General features: G+C 65.9%; 17 protein-coding genes. 4 read left to right on the forward strand and 13 right to left on the reverse strand.

Going from position 1 to position 16,475, the window contains the following annotated elements; all coding sequences use genetic code 11:
* Window positions 1-2: 2 nt before the first annotated feature.
* The 12 genes from A9976_RS22370 to flgB form a co-directional block, all read right to left on the reverse strand.
* Window positions 3-1,295 carry an HDOD domain-containing protein gene (locus A9976_RS22370; protein WP_183020828.1) on the reverse strand — a complete coding sequence of 431 codons (1,293 nt, stop codon included), beginning with the start codon at window positions 1,293-1,295 and terminating at the stop codon, window positions 3-5.
* Between the two features lie 21 nt (window positions 1,296-1,316).
* On the reverse strand, window positions 1,317-2,531 hold the full coding sequence (gene flgL, locus A9976_RS22375) for a flagellar hook-associated protein FlgL (protein WP_183020829.1): 1,215 nt from the start codon (window positions 2,529-2,531) through the stop codon (window positions 1,317-1,319).
* A 23-nt stretch (window positions 2,532-2,554) separates the two neighbouring features.
* Entirely contained in the window at window positions 2,555-4,543 is a 1,989-nt protein-coding gene (gene flgK, locus A9976_RS22380; protein ID WP_183020830.1) for a flagellar hook-associated protein FlgK, read from the reverse strand.
* A gap of 14 nt (window positions 4,544-4,557) precedes the next feature.
* The gene (flgJ, locus tag A9976_RS22385) at window positions 4,558-5,520 is read right to left on the reverse strand and encodes a flagellar assembly peptidoglycan hydrolase FlgJ (RefSeq protein ID WP_183020831.1); all 963 of its coding nucleotides are present in this window, start codon (window positions 5,518-5,520) and stop codon (window positions 4,558-4,560) included.
* Window positions 5,517-6,665, reverse strand: coding sequence for a flagellar basal body P-ring protein FlgI (locus A9976_RS22390; protein ID WP_183020832.1), 1,149 nt, complete (start codon window positions 6,663-6,665; stop codon window positions 5,517-5,519). Before A9976_RS22390 ends, flgJ begins: the two co-directional genes overlap by 4 nt.
* A gap of 20 nt (window positions 6,666-6,685) precedes the next feature.
* Window positions 6,686-7,393 carry a flagellar basal body L-ring protein FlgH gene (locus A9976_RS22395; RefSeq protein WP_063327631.1) on the reverse strand — a complete coding sequence of 236 codons (708 nt, stop codon included), beginning with the start codon at window positions 7,391-7,393 and terminating at the stop codon, window positions 6,686-6,688.
* 175 nt (window positions 7,394-7,568) lie between these two features.
* Complete coding sequence (flgG, locus tag A9976_RS22400) at window positions 7,569-8,351, reverse strand: flagellar basal-body rod protein FlgG (RefSeq protein WP_013800362.1); 783 nt, start codon at window positions 8,349-8,351, stop codon at window positions 7,569-7,571.
* 21 nt (window positions 8,352-8,372) lie between these two features.
* Window positions 8,373-9,113, reverse strand: a complete 741-nt coding sequence (locus A9976_RS22405; protein WP_183020833.1) for a flagellar basal body rod protein FlgF — start codon at window positions 9,111-9,113, stop codon at window positions 8,373-8,375.
* A gap of 29 nt (window positions 9,114-9,142) precedes the next feature.
* Window positions 9,143-10,408, reverse strand: a complete 1,266-nt coding sequence (gene flgE, locus A9976_RS22410) for a flagellar hook protein FlgE (RefSeq protein WP_183020834.1) — start codon at window positions 10,406-10,408, stop codon at window positions 9,143-9,145.
* A 39-nt stretch (window positions 10,409-10,447) separates the two neighbouring features.
* Window positions 10,448-11,110, reverse strand: a complete 663-nt coding sequence (locus tag A9976_RS22415; RefSeq protein WP_183020835.1) for a flagellar hook assembly protein FlgD — start codon at window positions 11,108-11,110, stop codon at window positions 10,448-10,450.
* A gap of 34 nt (window positions 11,111-11,144) precedes the next feature.
* A complete protein-coding gene (flgC, locus tag A9976_RS22420; RefSeq protein ID WP_012202564.1) occupies window positions 11,145-11,549 on the reverse strand; it encodes a flagellar basal body rod protein FlgC in 405 nt (134 codons plus the stop codon).
* A gap of 30 nt (window positions 11,550-11,579) precedes the next feature.
* Window positions 11,580-11,993, reverse strand: a complete 414-nt coding sequence (gene flgB, locus A9976_RS22425; protein ID WP_013800365.1) for a flagellar basal body rod protein FlgB — start codon at window positions 11,991-11,993, stop codon at window positions 11,580-11,582.
* A gap of 234 nt (window positions 11,994-12,227) precedes the next feature.
* Between flgB and flgA the strand changes: the two genes are divergently transcribed.
* From flgA to A9976_RS22440, 3 genes are all read left to right on the forward strand, one after another.
* The gene (gene flgA / locus A9976_RS22430; RefSeq protein WP_183020836.1) at window positions 12,228-12,992 is read left to right on the forward strand and encodes a flagellar basal body P-ring formation chaperone FlgA; all 765 of its coding nucleotides are present in this window, start codon (window positions 12,228-12,230) and stop codon (window positions 12,990-12,992) included.
* Window positions 12,993-13,070: 78 nt separating this feature from the next.
* Window positions 13,071-13,391, forward strand: coding sequence for a flagellar biosynthesis anti-sigma factor FlgM (gene flgM, locus A9976_RS22435; RefSeq protein WP_012202567.1), 321 nt, complete (start codon window positions 13,071-13,073; stop codon window positions 13,389-13,391).
* Window positions 13,392-13,455: 64 nt separating this feature from the next.
* Window positions 13,456-13,827, forward strand: a complete 372-nt coding sequence (locus tag A9976_RS22440) for a hypothetical protein (RefSeq protein WP_183020837.1) — start codon at window positions 13,456-13,458, stop codon at window positions 13,825-13,827.
* 428 nt (window positions 13,828-14,255) lie between these two features.
* Here the strand turns inward: A9976_RS22440 and fliE are convergent, their stop codons facing one another.
* Window positions 14,256-14,573, reverse strand: coding sequence for a flagellar hook-basal body complex protein FliE (gene fliE, locus A9976_RS22445; protein WP_013800367.1), 318 nt, complete (start codon window positions 14,571-14,573; stop codon window positions 14,256-14,258).
* Window positions 14,574-14,750: 177 nt separating this feature from the next.
* Between fliE and fliF the strand changes: the two genes are divergently transcribed.
* Window positions 14,751-16,460, forward strand: a complete 1,710-nt coding sequence (gene fliF / locus A9976_RS22450) for a flagellar basal-body MS-ring/collar protein FliF (protein WP_183020838.1) — start codon at window positions 14,751-14,753, stop codon at window positions 16,458-16,460.
* Window positions 16,461-16,475: the final 15 nt, after the last annotated feature.

Here is a 16,475-nt window from a genome sequence, read left to right on the forward strand (position 1 = left end):
GATCAGGCCGCAGGCGCGGGCTGCACCTGCAGTTCGCTGAGCATGCGCAGCAGGATGCGGTTCACGTCCTCGATCTCGAAGGCGTGCTCCTCACGGAGCTGGCGAATCGGTGCGGGGTCGTCGGACTCCAGCGCAATGGCCATCACCAGTGCCGGCGCGTAGGGGCCGGTACGGGTCACGGCGGCGTCGAAGATGCGTTCGGACAGCGGCACGCGGCGCAGCGCGGTGGGCAGGGGTTCGCCCAGCAGCTGGTCCAGCTGCGAGAACAGGCCCAGCAGATAGACCTCGCGCTGCAGGTCGTGGCTGATGCCGGCCTCGATCAGTCGCTCGGTCAGGCTGGCGCGCAGCCGGATGGCGGTGCGCACGGGCACCAGGCTGGGCTCGGTACAGGCGTGGGGCAGCTGGTCGGACAGCCAGCGCTGCAGCGTGCCATAGCCCAGCATCACCAGGCCGCGGCGCAGCGAGTCCACATTGCCCCGCAGGCCCAGGGCTGCGGAGTTGGTGTAGAGCATGAAGCGGTAGGCCAGGATGGGGTCCTCGCCCAGGATCTGCTCGAAGGCTTCCAGCGATTGCTCTGCATCGACGGCGCGCATCAGTGCGAGCACGGTGTCGCGGCTGGGCAGGGCGGCGTGATGGCGCTGGGCATGCAGCGTATCGGCCACGGGCCAGCCGGCGATGGCGCCCGCATGGAAGCTGTCCAGGCACAGATCGGTCAGGGCCAGGCTGTCCAGCCCCTCGTACATCTGGCCGCCCAGCAGTTGCAGGGGCGGCAGGGCGGGTGCAGGCCTGGCGGCCTGCTTCAGGGCCTGGAGCTTGGTCGGTGCCTGGGCTGCCTGCGTGGCCTGTTGCAGCGCAAGCGCTGTCTGGTTGGGCATGCCCGAAGCGCCTTCGGGCGGCAGGTGCAGCAGGCTGCTGGCAAACCAGTGGGCGGCCTGGGCGTCGGGCACATCGGACAGCGGCCCGCGCCACACCAGCATGAGGCCGCGCGCATGCGCCTGGCGCACCAGGTCGTAGATGGCGGAGTCCTGCAGCCAGTCGCCACGCACCTCGATCCAGGGGCTGCCCTTGGAGGCGTTTTCCAGCAGGTCGCACAGCACCTGACGCGACTGGGGCGACAGCAGTACCGGCGGCGACTGCGTGCCCCAGGTCTCGCGCAGTATGCGCAGCAGGTGGGCCACGTCGGCCTGGACGCCGGGCTCCTCGTGAAGATAGAGCTGCACGCCCGCCAGACGGCGAGCCTGGTTCCAGAGCGGCCTATAGCCGAGGGTCAAAGAGCTCAGGACGGACTGGACCATGAATGCATGCGCGGGTGGCTATCAGTTGATGAAGTTGAACAGTGACAGTTTCTGGATCGAGGCATAGGACTGCAAGGCAGCCTGCATGCCCACCTTCTGCATGTCCACATCGGAAAGGGCCTTGATCATATCGATGTCTTCGGCCCGCGAACGCGCGCCCTCTTGTAGCGTCGCCTGATCCTTCATGTCGTCTTCGAGCCTGTCCGCGCGGTTGAGTTGGTCGCCAGCAAAGCTACGCATGGCCTGGACGCGGCTCATGCCAGAGTCCAGTTCATTGAGGCCGCGCGAGAGCATTTGTTGCATGGCGCCAGGGTCGGTTGCGCCGTCCTTGACGGCGGAGATCACGCCGTCAAGGACGCTGAAAAGGTCGGTGCGCTGGCTGGGTGCCAGTGTGAAGTTGTCGCCCACGCCCGGGGTGCCCGAGATCTTGACGGACATGCCGTCGATGGAAATGCTGTCGCCCGGCTTGAAGGCCGTGGCAGACACCACAGGATTGGTCGCACCCGAGGCGCTGGAGTCAATCGTGTACTCCATCTCGCCGGTCGTCGCGTTCTTGGCGAACTTGACCGTATAGGTGTTGCTAGTCAATAGGCTGGGATTCGTCACCGCGCCGAGATCGGCATAGGCCGAACTGCCCGTGGGCGACTGGCGAGAGACGCTGAACACGCCATTGCCCGTGGGAATGTTCATCCAGGTGGAGAACCCGTCCAGCGAGGAAGGCAGGCCGTTGTCGTTACCGGTGCTCTGGCCTGGCTGCAACTGAGAAACCGCGCCAGGGGTGGCGCTGAGCACCGGATTGTCCTGGCTGCCCAGCCCCCGGAAGATGGGCAGGCCGTTGGAGTCCTTTGCATTGGCATAGCCCAGCACCTGGTTGCGCAGGCTTTCCAGTTGCTGCACCAGTGCATCGCGTGCCTTCTGGTCATAGGAGCCATTGCCGGCCTGCAGTATCAGGTCGCGGAAGTCCTTGAGCGCATCCTGGGCCGTGCCCAGCTTGGATTCGCCCTGGGCGATCACATCGCGCTGCAGGCCCAGCACACGCTGGTCGTTCTCAGAGCGGGAGATGCGCGTGAGCGCGCGTTCGGCCTGGGCGGCGGCCACGGGGTCGTCGCTGGCGCGCACCACGCGCTTGCCGGAGGTGGTCTTTTCCATCAGGTCCACCAGACTCGTCTGACGCGAGTTCAGGTTGTTGATGGTGCTGTCGTACATGTTGGCCGTGCCAATGCGGGAGATGCTCATGGTGGAATGCTCCTGTCCGGTGATCAGCGGCCTACGGTCTGCAGAACGCTGTCGAAAATGCTTTGCGCGACCTGCAGCATCTTGGCCGAGGCCTGGTAGGACTGCTGGTACTGCAGCAGCTTGGCGGCCTCTTCGTCGAGGTTCACGCCCGAGACGGCCGTGCGGTCCGCCTCCAGGTTCTTGGCAATGGTCTCGGACAGCTTGGCCGCGTACTGCGCGCTCTGGGTGCGGGTGCCGACCTGGGCCATGGCGGTGGAAAAACCGTCGCTCAGCGTGGTTGAGCCATCGAACAACTTGGAGTCGCGCAATGCCAGGAAGGAGCTGGCGTTGCCGGCGTCGCGTTGGTAGGCATTGCTGTACTGGGGATCCAGTGCATTGCCGATGCGGACCACGTCGCCATCATGGGGCGTGCCTGTCAGTGTGACGGACCAACCGTCGATCTCGATGGACTGGCCGGAGGTGTAGGGCACTACGGTGGTTCCTGGCGTATAGGGCGTAGGCGCTCCTTTGGGAGGTGTGCTGGTGCCTGTGACGGTATAGCCTGTGGGCGGTCCAGGAACGAAGCTCAATGCCACACCGCCCTTGTTGCCCGGTGTTCCCAGGGGTGGCAGTACCAGCCCCGAGTTGGCCTGGAGCGAAACCATTTTCAGGGTGGCCTCGCCCTTGGATTCAATGCTGGCCGTGACGGGATTGCCCACGGCCAGGTCATTGGGCGAGTGCACGGCGGCCTGGATGTCGTGGGCGCCCGCCGCCATGGGGCGGAACAGCACGGTGTTGCCCGTCGCGCCTTCGGCCTTGAGGTCGAAGCGCAGGCCGTCGATTTCCTTGGTGCTCAGGTCGGCCATGTCGGTGAAGTCCGTCACCTTGCCATCCGACAGGCGGATGACCTTGCCAGCCGGCGCCGTGCTGCCGAACACGATCTGGTAGTCGGAGGTCTTGAGCTGGCTGGAGTCGACCACCGTGGTCGTCGGTGTGTTGGCACCTGCCCACTGCGCGCCCGTGGTCGAGCCATTGCTGACCATGGACAGCTTGAACAGATTGCTGCCGCTTTGGCCCGACAGCGTCAGGCCGAGGTTGTTTTGCTTGTTCAGCGTGTCGCCAATGGCCAGGGCCATGCGGCCCAGCAGGTTGCGGCCCTCGGTCAGGTCGCTGCCCTGGAACTGCAGCAGGCCGGCGATCTCGCCGCCACCCAGCATGGAAGGCGTGAGTTCCACGTTCTGGCCGCCGGGCTGCTGGAAGTACAGGGCCATCTTGCCGCTGCCCGGGAACTCGGTGGCCTCCTTGAGCGTGAGCTGTGCGGAATTGGGTCCCAGCACCAGCGGCTGGCTGCCTCCCACGAACAGGCTGATGCTGCCGTCGTCCGCAGGGATCTGGCTGGTCTGCACGTATTTGTTGATGTCGCGCACCAGCTGGTCGCGCTGGTCCAGCAGGTCGTTGGGCGTCTGGCCCGAGGCGATGGAGCGGCTGATCTGCGCATTGAGCGTGGCCACCTGGCCCGCCAGGCTGTTGACCACGGTCACATCGTTGCCCATCTGCTGCTTGGCGCTGTAGTCCAGCTCGTCCAGCTGGGCCGATGCCGAGCGAAAGCGCGCCGCCAGCTCGTTCATGCGCGTGAGCACCACCTGGCGCGCCGACGGGTCGGTGGGCGCACCGGCCACATCGCCGAACGAATTCATCATGTCGGTGATGGCTGCGCCCAGGCCGCTCTTGCCGCCGCCGAACACTTCCTGCATCTGCGCCAGCGAGGTGGCGCGCGCCGAATCGGCCGCCGACACGGCGCTGGCCGTGGCCGCCTGGCGGTTCAGCAACTCGTTGAAGTTGCGCAGGATGGTGTTCACATCCACGCCATTGCCGATGTAGCCGCTGCCCATGTTCTGGCCCGGCGATGTCTGGAAGGCCACGCTTTGGCGCGAGTAGCCGGCCGTGTTGACGTTGGCGATGTTGTGGCCTGTGGTCTGCAGGGCGATCTGGTTCGCCATCAGTGCGCGGGACCCGACGTTCAAAAGGCTCATGACGTGTTCTCTGGTTAGGCTTGGGCACGTGCCGCGCTCTGCACGGCGCTCTGGATGGCGCGGCTGAGCTTGCTGGCGTATTCGGGATCGGTGGCGTAGCCGGCTTTCTGCAGCTCGGTCGCATAGGCCAGGGCCGAGTCGGTCTTGCCCATGGCCTTCTCGTAGCGCGGATTGCCGGTGATCAGGCGCGCGTAGTCGCGGAAGGATTCCTCGTAGGAGCCATAGGCGCGGAACTTGGCCGTGACCTTGCGCGCCACGCCGTCGATGTACTCGGTGGTCGTGACCTCGGCGACCTTGCCCGTCCAGCCCTTGCCGGCCTTGATGCCGAACAGGTTGTGGGCGTTGCTGCCATCGGCATTCTTGATCTCGCTCTTGCCCCAGCCGGTCTCGTGGCCGGCCTGGCCCAGCATGAAGGCGGCCGGAATGCCGCTTTCCTGCGCCACGCGTGCAGCGGCGTCGCCGTGGTGGGACACGAAGTTGTCACGACCCTTGGGCGCGGGCGCGTAGGCGTTGACGGACTGGGCCGCGCTGGTGCGGGTGCCGCTCCAGGCACCTGTGGTGCCATTGGCGCTGCCGGCCGTGCTGCGCCAGGCGATGCGGCTCATGCTCAGCGTGGAGGGCACGGAGATCTCGGCATCCTCGGCGGCTTCCGAGCCCATGGTGCGGGCCAGCTGGCGCGTGATGGCGTCGGACAGGCCGCCGGGCTGGCCCGACATGGCCACCGACAGCTGCTGGTCCAGCATGTCGGTACTCAGGTTGCCCTGTGCGCTGTCCAGCAGGCCGGACTTCATGGTGGCCTCGCGCATGCTCTTGATCATCTCGCGCATGAACAGCGATTCCAGCTGTTTGGCGGTTTCCTTCGCGGCCTGCGGGCTGTTCTCGCCGGCTGCGAATTTGAGTGCGTTGAGGGACCGGGCGTCGGCCGCCAGCGCATTGCTGGCCGCAGTCTGCGATCCATTGGGAAGTGCGATGCTCATATCACCTCCAGTTCGGCGTTGAGAGCGCCTGCGGCCTTGATGGCCTGCAGGATGGCCAGCAGGTCCTGGGGCGTGGCGCCCAGCGTGTTGAGTGCGCGCACCACGTCGGTGAGCTGCGGGGAGCCGGGCATGTTGATGATGTTGCCGGGCTCCTGCTTGATCTGGATGTCCGACTTCTGGGCCACCACGGTCTGGCCCTGCGAGAAGGCGCCTGGCTGGCTGATCACCGGCGTGGTGCTGATGGTGATGGCCAGGTTGCCATGGGCGATGGCGCAGGGGCCCAGGGTCACGGCCTGGTTGAGCACGATGGAGCCCGTGCGTGCGTTGATCACGACCTTGGCCGAGGGCTTGGAGGTCTCGATCGGCATCTCCTGGATCTCGGCGATCATGCGCACGCGCGATCCCGGGTCCTGGGGCGCGGACACACGCACGGTGCGGCCGTCCAGCGCCTGTGCCACGCCCTGGCCCATGCGCTGGTTGATGGCGCGCACCACCTTGTCGGCGGTCTGGAAATCTGTGGCGTTCAGGCCCAGCGTGATGCTGTCGCCTTCATTGATCGGGGTGGGCACGGCGCGCTCGACCTGGGCGCCCTGCGGCACGCGGCCTGCGCTCAGGTGATTGATCTGTACCTTGGAGCCGCCGGCCGAGGCGCCGGCGCCGCCGACCACGAGGTTGCCCTGGGCCAGCGCATAGATCTCGCCATCGGCACCGCGCAGCGGCGTGGCCACCAGGGTGCCGCCCTTGAGCGACTTGGCATTGCCCACGGAGGAGACCACCACGTCGATGGCCTGGCCCGGCTGGGCAAAGGCCGGCAGCTCGGCGGTGACGATCACGGCCGCCACGTTCTTGAGCTGCAGCTGGCCCGCGTTGCCTGTGGCGGGCAGCGAGATGCCCATCTGCTCCAGGTAATTGGCCAGTGCCTGCTTGGTGTAGGGCATCTGGGTGGTCTGGTCGCCCGTGCCGTCGAGGCCGACCACCAGACCGTAGCCGGTCAACTGGTTGCTGCGCACGCCCTGTATGGCAGCGACCTCCTTGATGCGTGTTGCATGCGCCGGCAGGGTCAGCATGCTGGCGCCGAGGGCTGCTGCAACCCAGAAGGGGCGCTGCGCTTGGCGCAATGTCAGGAGCATGGACAGTACTTTCATGCTGTCCATTCTCCGGAGAATCAGAACGGCATAACGTTCAAAAAGAACCGGGACAACCAGCCAATTGACTGCGCTTCACCGGCCTGTCCGCGGCTGCGCGATTCCACGCGCACATTGGCCACCTGGGTCGAGGCGACCAGGCTGCCGGGCTGCATCGTGCGCGGGTCCACCGTGCCCGTGAAGCGCAGCACATCCACGTTGTGGTTCACGCCGATCTGCTTTTCTCCGGCGATCACCAGATGGCCATTGGGCAGCACATCGACCACCGTCGTGCTGATGGCACCCGTGAACGTGTTGTCGCTCGACGTCGAGCCAGAGCCCGTGTAGTCGTTGTTGTTGTTGAACCCGATGTTGGAGCGGTCCTTGAGATTGGCCAGCGCATTGCCCGAGAACAGCGGCAGCGCAGAAATCCCCGCCGTGGTCTTGTTGGACCGCTTGAGCCCCGAATCCGACTTCTGGCTGGCCGTCACGCGCTCAACGATCTGCACCGTCACCATGTCCCCCACCAGGCGCGCGCGCCGGTTCTCGAAACCGGGACGGTAGCTGGCGGCATTGAACAGGCTGCCCGTAGGGCTGCCCGCCACGGGCGCGGCCGGCATCAGCACGGGAGGCGCAGTGGACGGCATGTCCACCGGCGGCGGGTCATTGAGTGTCGTGCAGCCCGACAGCACGGCCGCCAGCGCCAGGCACGTGCCCGTCGCGGAAAGGGAGAAGATTCGTTGGGTCATGGCGATGTTCCCGGGTTCAATGGTTCATGGCTGCGCATGCAGACCCCACCCTCGAGAACTGGCATGTCCCAGCCCAGGGACACCGAGGAAGGGCAGCCCCGCACCGAGGGTGTCGTCCCCCTCCCGCGCAGCGAGAGAGGGGGAAGCGGCGAAGCCGCTCAGGGGGAGAGATCGATTACAGCTGCGCCAGCTTGGCCAGCATCTGGTCCGAAGTCGTGATGGCCTTGGAATTCATTTCGTAGGCGCGCTGGGTCTGGATCATGGTCACCAGCTCCTGCACCACGTTCACGTTCGAGCCTTCCAGGTAGCCCTGCTTGATCATGCCCATGCCGTTGACGCCGGGCTGGCCCTGCTGGGGCTGGCCCGAGGAAGCGGTCTCGGTGAACAGGTTCTGGCCGCGCGGCTCCAGGCCTGCCGGGTTGATGAACTGGCTCATGGCGATATTGCCGACCTGCTGGGGCGCGGCCTGGCCGGCCATGGTCACGCTGACCACGCCCTCGGGGCTGATCGACACCTTGGTCGCGCCCTGGGGAATGGTGACGCCGTTGGCGATGGGCATGCCGCTGGCAGTCACCAGCTGGCCCTGTGCATCGACCTGGAAGGAGCCGTCACGGGTATAGGCCGTGGTGCCGTCGGGCATGTTGACCTGGAAGAAGCCGTTGCCGTCGATGGCCACGTCCAGCGCATTGTTGGACTGCTGCAGGGCGCCCTGCAGGAAATTGCGCGAGGTGGCCACCGTGCGCACGCCCAGGCCCAGGTGCAAACCGGTAGGCAACTGGTTCTGCTCGGTCGTCTGCGAGCCGGACTGGCGCAGGTTCTGGTAGATCAGGTCCTCGAACACCGCGCTGGCGCGCTTGTAGCCCGTGGTCGAGACGTTGGCCAGGTTATGGGAAATCACGTCCAGCTGTGTCTGCTGGGCTTCCATGCCGGTCTTGGAGATGAACAGCGAATTGATCATGGCGTTTCCTTTTCAGTGCTTTCAGCCGTTCATGCTCAGCAGCTGGCTGGCGCTTTTGTCATTGGTTTCTGCCGTCTGCAGCAGGCGCATCTGGGTCTCGAACTGGCGGGCGGCGGCAATCATGCCGACCATGGTCTCCACCGAGTTCACGTTCGAGCCTTCGATGGCGCCGGACAGCAGGCGTGCGTTCTCGTCGTTGGGTAGCGGATCGCCGTCGCCCGTGCGGAACAGGCCGTCATTGCCGCGCACCAGCGCGGCGTCCTCGGGCGGCGTGGCCAGCTTGACGCGGCCCACGGCCACGGGCAGCTGGTTGCCGGTCTTGGCGGTCAGCGTGCCATCCGAGCCCAGCGAGATCGTGGACTCGGGCGGAATGTCGATGGGGCCGCCGCCGTCGGACAGCACGGCCTGGCCGTTGCTGTTGACCAGCTGACCCTCGGGAGAGACCTCGAACACGCCATTGCGTGTGTAGGCCTCCTGGCCATCCAGGCCCTGGACGGCGAACCAGGCGCGGCCCATGGCCATGGCGTCCAGTGCACGCCCCGTGCGCTGGGTGGGGCCGGGCGTGTCCACGTAGCCGGAGGTCGCCTCCAGCGCAAACACGCGCGTGCCCGCACCGCTGCCCTGCAGGGGCACGGAGCGGAAGGTGGACATTTCGGCCCGGAAGCCGTTGGTGCCGGCATTGGCCAGGTTGTGGGCCAGCACGGACTGACGCTGCGCCGCTGCGTTGGCGCCCGTCATGGAGGTGTAGATGATGCGGTCCATGCCGGTTCTCCTGACTCAGTTCTTGGCTATCAGCGCAGGTTCACCAGGGTCGAGAAGACCTGGTCCTGGGTCTTGATGGTCTGGGCATTGGCCTGGTAGGCGCGCTGCGCGGTCATCATGTTCACCAGCTCGGCGGTCAGGTCCACGTTGGAGTCTTCCAGCGCGCCCGAGCGCAGCGAGCCGAAGGTGCCCGACTCGGCCGTGCCGTTCAGCGCCGGGCCCGAATCGGCGGTTTCCACCCACTTGTTGTCTCCCACGGCGCCCAGGCCCTGGGTGTTGGTGAAGGCGGCCAGGGCCAGCTGGCCCTCGGTGCGCGTCACGCCGTTGGAGTAGGTGGCCACGATGGAGCCATCGTTGCCGACATTGATGCCGGTGAGCGCACCCGCCGTGTAGCCGTCCTGCTTGAGGCTGCTGACCGCGAACTTGGTTCCGAACTGGGAGACGTTGGAAAAATCCAGCGTCACACTGACGGTGCCCGGGGTTGGCGAATTGGGATTGTTGGTCTGGATGGTGGCAACAGCGGGGTTGGGCGTGACTGTGTTGAGTTTGCCTGCGGCGTCAAAGTTCAGCGTTGCCAGCACCTTGGCCGTCTTGGGCGGCGTTGCAGTCGGGTCATCAAGGCCGTCATAGACCACCCAGGTATTGGGGGCCGCGCCCTTCTCGAAGTACATCTGCACAGGTGTGGCCACGCCTTGGCTGTCATAGACATTGACCGATGTGCCATAGGTGGCGCGTGGAGTGGCAGGGATCGGTGGCGTTTTGGTGGCATCGCCTGCAGCCACCGTGGCGCGCGCATCCAGGTTCAGCGATACATCGATCTTGGTCGTAGACTTGGCAGCGATCGGCTGGCCCGAAGGAAAGACCATGGGCACGGGCTGGCCGCCGGCCAGCACCTTGCCCGTGGTGGCGTCCACGGGGTAGCCCATGACGTTGTCGCCCTGCACGGTCTTCAGGTTGCCCTGCTTGTCCAGGCCGAAGTTGCCGGCGCGCGTATAGGCCGTGCTGCCATCGGGCTGGCGCACCACGAAGAAGCCGTTGCCGTTGATGGCCACGTCCAGATTGTTGCCCGTGGTGGTGATCGGGCCCTGGCGGAACTGCTGGGTCACGGCGGCCACATTGACGCCGATGCCGCTGTTCTGGCCGCTGGCCGAACCCACGGCGCTGGCCACGGCCTCGGCGAACTCGGCACGCGAGGACTTGAAGCCCGTGGTGTTGGCGTTGGCGATGTTGTGGCCGATCACGTCCAGGTTCTTGCTGGCGGCGTTCAGACCCGAGAGGCCTTGTTGGAATCCCATGGTGTGCTCCTGCGATGGTTTGGGTGGTTGGTGCGGTGGTCAGTACACGGCCTTGACGGAGGCGTAGGCGACGTTGGTGCCGTCGTCCAGCTCCAGCGTCAGCTTGCCGTCGGTGGTGCCTGTGGCGAGCACCGCGTGGGGCGACAGCGTGGTCGAGGCCACGGCCTTGTCGGCATTCGTGGCCTGCACCGTGTAGCGCAGCTGGCTGGCGTCGCCCGCGTACTTGCTGCCGTCCCAGGTGAAGTAGTTGCGGCCTGCGGTGCCGCTGCCCAGCTCGACGGTGTCCACCAGCTCGCCACCGGCCGTGGTGATCTGCACCTTGACATCGGCGGCCGGGCCTTCGAGGTCGAAGGCGGCCGTATAGGATTTTTCCTTGCCCACGCCCAGCGTATTGCCCTCGGTCAGCACGGTGCGGCCGATCATCTGCGTGCCTTGCAGCACCTGCATGGCGGTGAACTGGCCGGCCATGCTTTCCATGGTCTTGTTCAGCTGCTGGATGCCGGTGACGGTGTTGATCTGCGCCATCTGCGAGGTCATCTGCGCGTTGTCCATGGGATTCATGGGATCCTGGTTGTTCAACTGCGCCACCAGCAGCTTCAGGAAACGGTCCTGCGCCGCCGCGGGGTCGGTGGTCGAATTGCTCGTGGCGGTCTTGTTGTTGATGTCGGCCGTGCTGGCGACGCTGCCTGCGCCATAGATCATGGGAGTGGCTCCTGGAAAGTGGTGCGGATGGGGCTCACTGGCCCATCTGCAGGGTTTTGAGCAGCAGCGACTTGGTCGTGTTCATGACCTCGACGTTGTTCTGGTAGGAGCGCGAGGCCGAGATCATGTTGACCATCTCGTCCACGGCGCTGACGTTGGAGTGCGTCACATAGCCTTCGGCATCGGCCAGCGGGTGCTGGGGGTCGTGGATGCGGCGGCCCGGCGTGTTGTCCTGGCTGATGGCGCTGACGCGCACGCCCGAGGAGCCTTCCTCGCCCATGGCCACGGTCTGGAAGACCACCTGGCGCGCCTGGTAGGCCTTTCCGTCGGGGCCGGCCACGGCATCGACGTTGGCCAGGTTCGAGGCCACGACGTTCAGGCGCTGGGATTGGGCGCTGACGGCACTGCCGGAGATGCTGAAGATGGAGAACATGGACATGGGAAAGCTCCTGTGGTCTGTGGCGCCGGCTTACTGGCCCTGGATGGCCGACAGCATGGTCTTGGCCTGGCCGTTCAGAAAGCGCAGCGTGGCTTCGTAGCGCACGGCGTTATCGACGAAGTTGGCGCGTTCGCGGTCCAGGTCCACGGTGTTGTTGTCCATGTTGGTCTGGGCCTGCACCGAGTAGCCGAGATGGCTTTGCGCGCTCTGCCCCGAGGCGGCGGCAGGCAGGGGAATGTGGCCCCCCTGGCTGACGCTGGCCAGCGTCATGGGCGAGGGGCCGGAGGTAACGGCCGTCAGCGCCTCGCGGAAATTGAAGTCGCGTGCCACATAGCCCGGCGTGTCGGCATTGGCGATGTTGCTGGCGATTGCACGCTGGCGCTCGGCGCGCAGCACCAGCGCCTTGCTCTGGAAATCCAGTCGTTCAGTCATCTTGTCGAGCATGTCGGCCTCGCCCTCTGGGGTTTGCGGTGATCGGTTGACGAAATGGCGGCAGCCCACGGACTGCGGCATGCGTCGATTATGGAAATCGCCCCCGATCGCTAAAGCGCGAAGAAAGCGCGTTTGCCTGCGCAGTTCGGCGCTTCGGAAAAGAGCACTCGCCCTATATTTGCTGGCATCGCTCCAGGTATCCCACCCATCCTGACGGGAGTCCGGAGCAAGTCAGGAGCCACAGCCATGCCGAACTTCAGCACCGCCCATTCGCCATCCGCCGTCCGAGCCCTCGCTCGCGCCGCCGCATGCGCTGCGCTTGCCGCTGGAGCGTCGCTGGCCGGCCCTGCCCTGGCGCAGAACGCACCTGACGGTGCAGCCCAGCTCAGCCAGATAGGCCAGCGCTTTGCCGACGAGGCCCTGCAGCAAGGCATGGCCGGCGCGGGCGCCTTGCCCCTGCGCATGGAAGTGCAGATGGGCCAGCTCGATCCCCGCCTGCGCCTGGCCGCCTGCGCCAAGGTCGAACCCTATTTGCCCGCAGGCTCGCGCCTGTGGGGTCGTACCCGCCTGGGTCTGCGCTGCCTGCAGGGCGCCGTGGCCTGGAATGTGTTCCTGCCCATCACGGTCAAGGCCTGGGGCCCGGCCTGGGTGCTGCAAAACGGCGTGACGGCGGGTCGCCCGCTGTCGGCCGACGATGCCGTCCAGGCCGAAGTGGACTGGGCCGAGGAATCGGCCGCCGTCTATGCCAACCAGCAGGACTGGGTAGGCCTGGTGGCCTCCCGCCCGCTGGCCGCAGGCCAGGCGCTGCGCCAGAACATGCTGCGTACGCCGGCGCTGTTTGCCGTGGGTGCTGAAGTGCGTGTGCTGGTCAACGGTGGTGGTTTTTCCGTCACATCGTCGGGCAAGGCCATGTCGGCAGCCGGCGAAGGCCAGACCGTGCGGGTTCGCATGGATAATGGCCGGCTCATCTCCGGGGTTGTGAATCCCGAGGGCGTGGTGCTGGTCCAGTAAAAAAACCTCAAGTTTTGTTCCAGGCAGTCGAAAGCTAGGCACAGCGCCTCACGCCGCCAGGGCGATTGGAGAATCAAGATGAAGATAGGTCAAAAACCGGAACTGCCCGCCGCTGCCTCCCAGGCCGCCGCCAAGCAGCCCAAGACAGCCAGCACCATTGCCACCGAGGAATCCTCCGCCCAGGCCCAGCCTGCCAAGGCGGCCGGTGTTCCCGTGTCGTTCTCGACCTCGGCCCGCGCACTGGACCAATCTGGTCGCGCCACGGCCGACTTCGATGCCAACCGCGTCAAGGAAATCCGCGAAGCCATTGCCAACGGCACCTTCCGCGTGAACGCCGACGCCGTGGCCGACAAGCTGCTGGCCAACTCCGAAGAATTCCTCTCGCACTCGCGCGTCTGAGCGCGGGTTCGATCCCTTCCTTTCGGCGCGTGCGCGCGCTTTCTTTCTCAGCAAGGCCTGTCCCATGACTCTCGGCGAGATGCTCGATTCCCTGGACGCGGTGGTCCAGATGGTGTCCGCCTCGCTGCAATCGAAGGATGCGGTCGCGCTGGAGCAGTCCAGCACCCGGTTGCGCGATGCCATGGCGGCGTTCTCCGAACTGGCCCGGCGCTTCAGCGCGGCCGACTGGACGCAGGAGCTGCGCGAACGCGCCCAGGCGCTGGGCGAGCAGATGGCCATGCAGCGCGACCAGCTGGCACGCATGGCGGTGGTGGCCCAAAGCCAGGCGGCGGCGCTGATTCCCCAGACTTCGGACCAGGCCACGTATGGACGCGACCTGTATGGGCACCCCCATGCCGGACCGGGCAAGGCGCGCATCTACCACTCGGCCAGCTGAAGCCGCATCCTTTTTTTCTCTCTTCTCTCTTCGTTCTGCTCAACCCTCCGGCATCCGTGTCCGAGGGTTTTGTCTTTTCCGGGCTTGGATTCGGTTGGATGAATCTGCACAGCGGGTGCAGGCGCGACTGCGGCTCGGGCGTACCCATCCATGCGCTGGATGAGGCTGCGCTCGGTCAAGCAGGGGGAGGCAGGGAAATGCGTGATGGCCGTGCGCAAGAAGTGCGCCCAGTCATGAAGGACGGCCCGAGGCCCGGTCCGGGGAAAACGAAGCAAGGACCCTGAAGACGGCAAGATCCGAAATGCGCGGAAATGACGCTGCCGTGCAATGGCAATGGCAATGGCAATGGCAATGGCGCGCGCAAATCCCGTTCGGTCTGCGGTTTGCGATCGAGGGGGCAAAGAGGGTCCGGCCGGGGCCGGACGCCCTCACACCTGCATGTTCATCACATCGGTATAGGCCTGCACGAGCCGGTTGCGCACCTGCATCGTGGCCTGGAAGCCGATCTGCGCCTTTTGCATGGCGATCATGGTTTCTTCGAGGCTGACGGCCGGGTTCTCCAGCTGCACCTCACGCTGCAGCTGGCTGGAGTTGTTCTGGGCCGAACTGACGGACTGCAGCGCGCCTTGAAGGGCCTGGCTGAAGCCGCCAGCCGCCACTTTGGTCGATGCGTCGCCTGCGCCCACGCCTTTGGGGAGCTGGGTGCCGTACAGGGGAGAGGTGGTACTGGGGATGCGAAGGTCCATGACACATTCCATCGGAGTTAGCAAGATGACGAGATCGTAGGGCGGCAGGGTTTTCGCATCGCGGCAAATAGACGGCCAAACGGCGCGCTTATCGGGCGAATGTGAGGCCTCGGACTTCGAATAATCGACAGCACGCTAGGGTCCTGTGTGTGCAGGGCTCGAACACCTGGAACCAAGATGTCTGCTGTCGCTGAAATCCCTGTCCCTCAAGCCACTCCCGTGCCCCAGCCTGCCTTGCAGCAGCGCTGGACGGCCATGGACCGTGGCGCGCGCCTGCGTTGGGGCGCGATCGCCGTGCTGCTGGTCGTCGCCCTGGGTGCGGCGGCCATGTTCTACCGCCAGCCGGACTACAAGGTGCTGTTCTCCAACCTGAGCGACAAGGATGGCGGCGCCATCGTCGCCCAGCTGTCGCAGATGAACGTGCCTTACCGTTATACCGAAGGCGGCGGTGCCATCCTCATCCCGTCCGACCGCGTGCACGATGTGCGCCTGAAGCTGGCCACCCAGGGCCTGCCCAAGGGTTCGGTGACGGGCTTCGAGCTGATGGAGAACAGCAAGTTCGGCATCACCCAGTTCCAGGAACGCCTCAATTTCCAGCGTGGCCTCGAAGGCGAGCTGACACGTTCCATCCAGGCCCTGGCCGCCGTGCAAAGCGCACGCGTGCACCTGGCCCTGCCCAATCAGAACGGCTTTTTCCGCGAGCAGCAAAAGCCCTCGGCCTCGGTGCTGCTGAGCCTGTACCCGGGCCGCGTGCTGGACCGCACGCAGATCGCGGGCATCGTGCACCTGGTGGCCTCCAGCGTGCCCGAGATGGCGCCCACGGCCGTGAGCATCCTCGATGACTCGGGCAAGCTGCTGTCGCAGTCGCCCGACGGCAACGCCAACGCCGTGGACATGCAGCAGCTGAACTACACCCAGCAGATCGAGCAGCAGTACGTGCGCCGCATCCTGGAGATCCTGGAGCCTGTGGTCGGCAAGAACAATGTGAAGGCCCAGGTCTCGGCCGAGATGGATTTCAGCCAGACCGAATCGACTTCGGAGCAGCACCGCCCCAACCAGTCCTCCGACGCGGGCGTGGTGCGCAGCCAGCAGGTGGTGGAGAGCACAGGCGAGCAAAAGCCGCCCCAGCCCACCGGCATTCCCGGCGCCACCAGCAACCAGCCGCCCCAGAACGCTTCCGCGCCCGTCAACGGTGCCAATCCCGCGCCCCAGGCGGCCGACGGCCAGAACGCCGCCCGCTCTGCCAGCAAGCGCGAGTCCATCACCAATTACGAAGTGGACAAGACCGTGCGCCACACACGCGGCAGCACGGGCAGCATCAAGCGCCTGACGGCCGCCGTGGTCATCAATGCGCCCCTGGTGGCTGCTGCTGCGCCGGCTGCTGCCGGTGCTGCCGGTGCGGCAACCGATGCAGCCACCGTCGCTGCCGCTGCACGCGGCCTGACGGCAGCGCAGCAGGCGCAACTGCTGACCCTGGTGCGCGAGACCGTGGGCTACAGCGCCGAGCGTGGCGACTCGGTCAACCTGGTCAGCACCCCCTTTGTGCAGGACGAAGTGCCGGCCGAGCTGCCGCTGTGGCGCCAGCCCGAAGTGCTGGCCATGGCCCGCAGCCTGGGCGTGCCCATCGGCCTGGCCCTGTTCGGCGCCATCCTGCTGCTGGGCCTGGTGCGACCCATGATGAAGGGCCGCAAGACGGTGGCCGTGGGCGGGCAGCTCAATGCCATCGAAGGCGAGCAGCTGGACCGTCCGGCGCTGGCTGCACCCGCTGTCGATCTTTCGCCCACGCAGGAGCAAGTGCGCCTGGAGCAGGCGCGCCAACTGGCCAAGCAGAACCCGATCGCGGTGGCCAACATCGTCAAGACCTGGATCAACGGCGAGGCCACCTGAGCCTCTCAAAACACG

Origin of the sequence: Delftia sp. UME58 (assembly GCF_014170385.1) — a bacterium.
Classification (GTDB): Bacteria; Pseudomonadota; Gammaproteobacteria; order Burkholderiales; family Burkholderiaceae_C; genus Comamonas; species Comamonas acidovorans.

Bases quoted from the DNA above. Each gene is read 5' to 3' on its own strand.
- A9976_RS22370 (WP_183020828.1), bottom strand. From the start codon at position 1,295: ATGGTCCAGTCCGTCCTGAGCTCTTTGACCCTCGGCTATAGGCCGCTC.
- flgL (WP_183020829.1), bottom strand. From the start codon at position 2,531: ATGAGCATCTCCCGCATTGGCACGGCCAACATGTACGACAGCACCATC.
- flgK (WP_183020830.1), bottom strand. From the start codon at position 4,543: ATGAGCCTTTTGAACGTCGGGTCCCGCGCACTGATGGCGAACCAGATC.
- flgJ (WP_183020831.1), bottom strand. From the start codon at position 5,520: ATGAGCATCGCACTTCCCAATGGATCGCAGACTGCGGCCAGCAATGCG.
- A9976_RS22390 (WP_183020832.1), bottom strand. From the start codon at position 6,665: ATGAAAGTACTGTCCATGCTCCTGACATTGCGCCAAGCGCAGCGCCCC.
- A9976_RS22395 (WP_063327631.1), bottom strand. From the start codon at position 7,393: ATGACCCAACGAATCTTCTCCCTTTCCGCGACGGGCACGTGCCTGGCG.
- flgG (WP_013800362.1), bottom strand. From the start codon at position 8,351: ATGATCAATTCGCTGTTCATCTCCAAGACCGGCATGGAAGCCCAGCAG.
- A9976_RS22405 (WP_183020833.1), bottom strand. From the start codon at position 9,113: ATGGACCGCATCATCTACACCTCCATGACGGGCGCCAACGCAGCGGCG.
- flgE (WP_183020834.1), bottom strand. From the start codon at position 10,408: ATGGGATTCCAACAAGGCCTCTCGGGTCTGAACGCCGCCAGCAAGAAC.
- A9976_RS22415 (WP_183020835.1), bottom strand. From the start codon at position 11,110: ATGATCTATGGCGCAGGCAGCGTCGCCAGCACGGCCGACATCAACAAC.
- flgC (WP_012202564.1), bottom strand. From the start codon at position 11,549: ATGTCCATGTTCTCCATCTTCAGCATCTCCGGCAGTGCCGTCAGCGCC.
- flgB (WP_013800365.1), bottom strand. From the start codon at position 11,993: ATGCTCGACAAGATGACTGAACGACTGGATTTCCAGAGCAAGGCGCTG.
- flgA (WP_183020836.1), top strand. From the start codon at position 12,228: ATGCCGAACTTCAGCACCGCCCATTCGCCATCCGCCGTCCGAGCCCTC.
- flgM (WP_012202567.1), top strand. From the start codon at position 13,071: ATGAAGATAGGTCAAAAACCGGAACTGCCCGCCGCTGCCTCCCAGGCC.
- A9976_RS22440 (WP_183020837.1), top strand. From the start codon at position 13,456: ATGACTCTCGGCGAGATGCTCGATTCCCTGGACGCGGTGGTCCAGATG.
- fliE (WP_013800367.1), bottom strand. From the start codon at position 14,573: ATGGACCTTCGCATCCCCAGTACCACCTCTCCCCTGTACGGCACCCAG.
- fliF (WP_183020838.1), top strand. From the start codon at position 14,751: ATGTCTGCTGTCGCTGAAATCCCTGTCCCTCAAGCCACTCCCGTGCCC.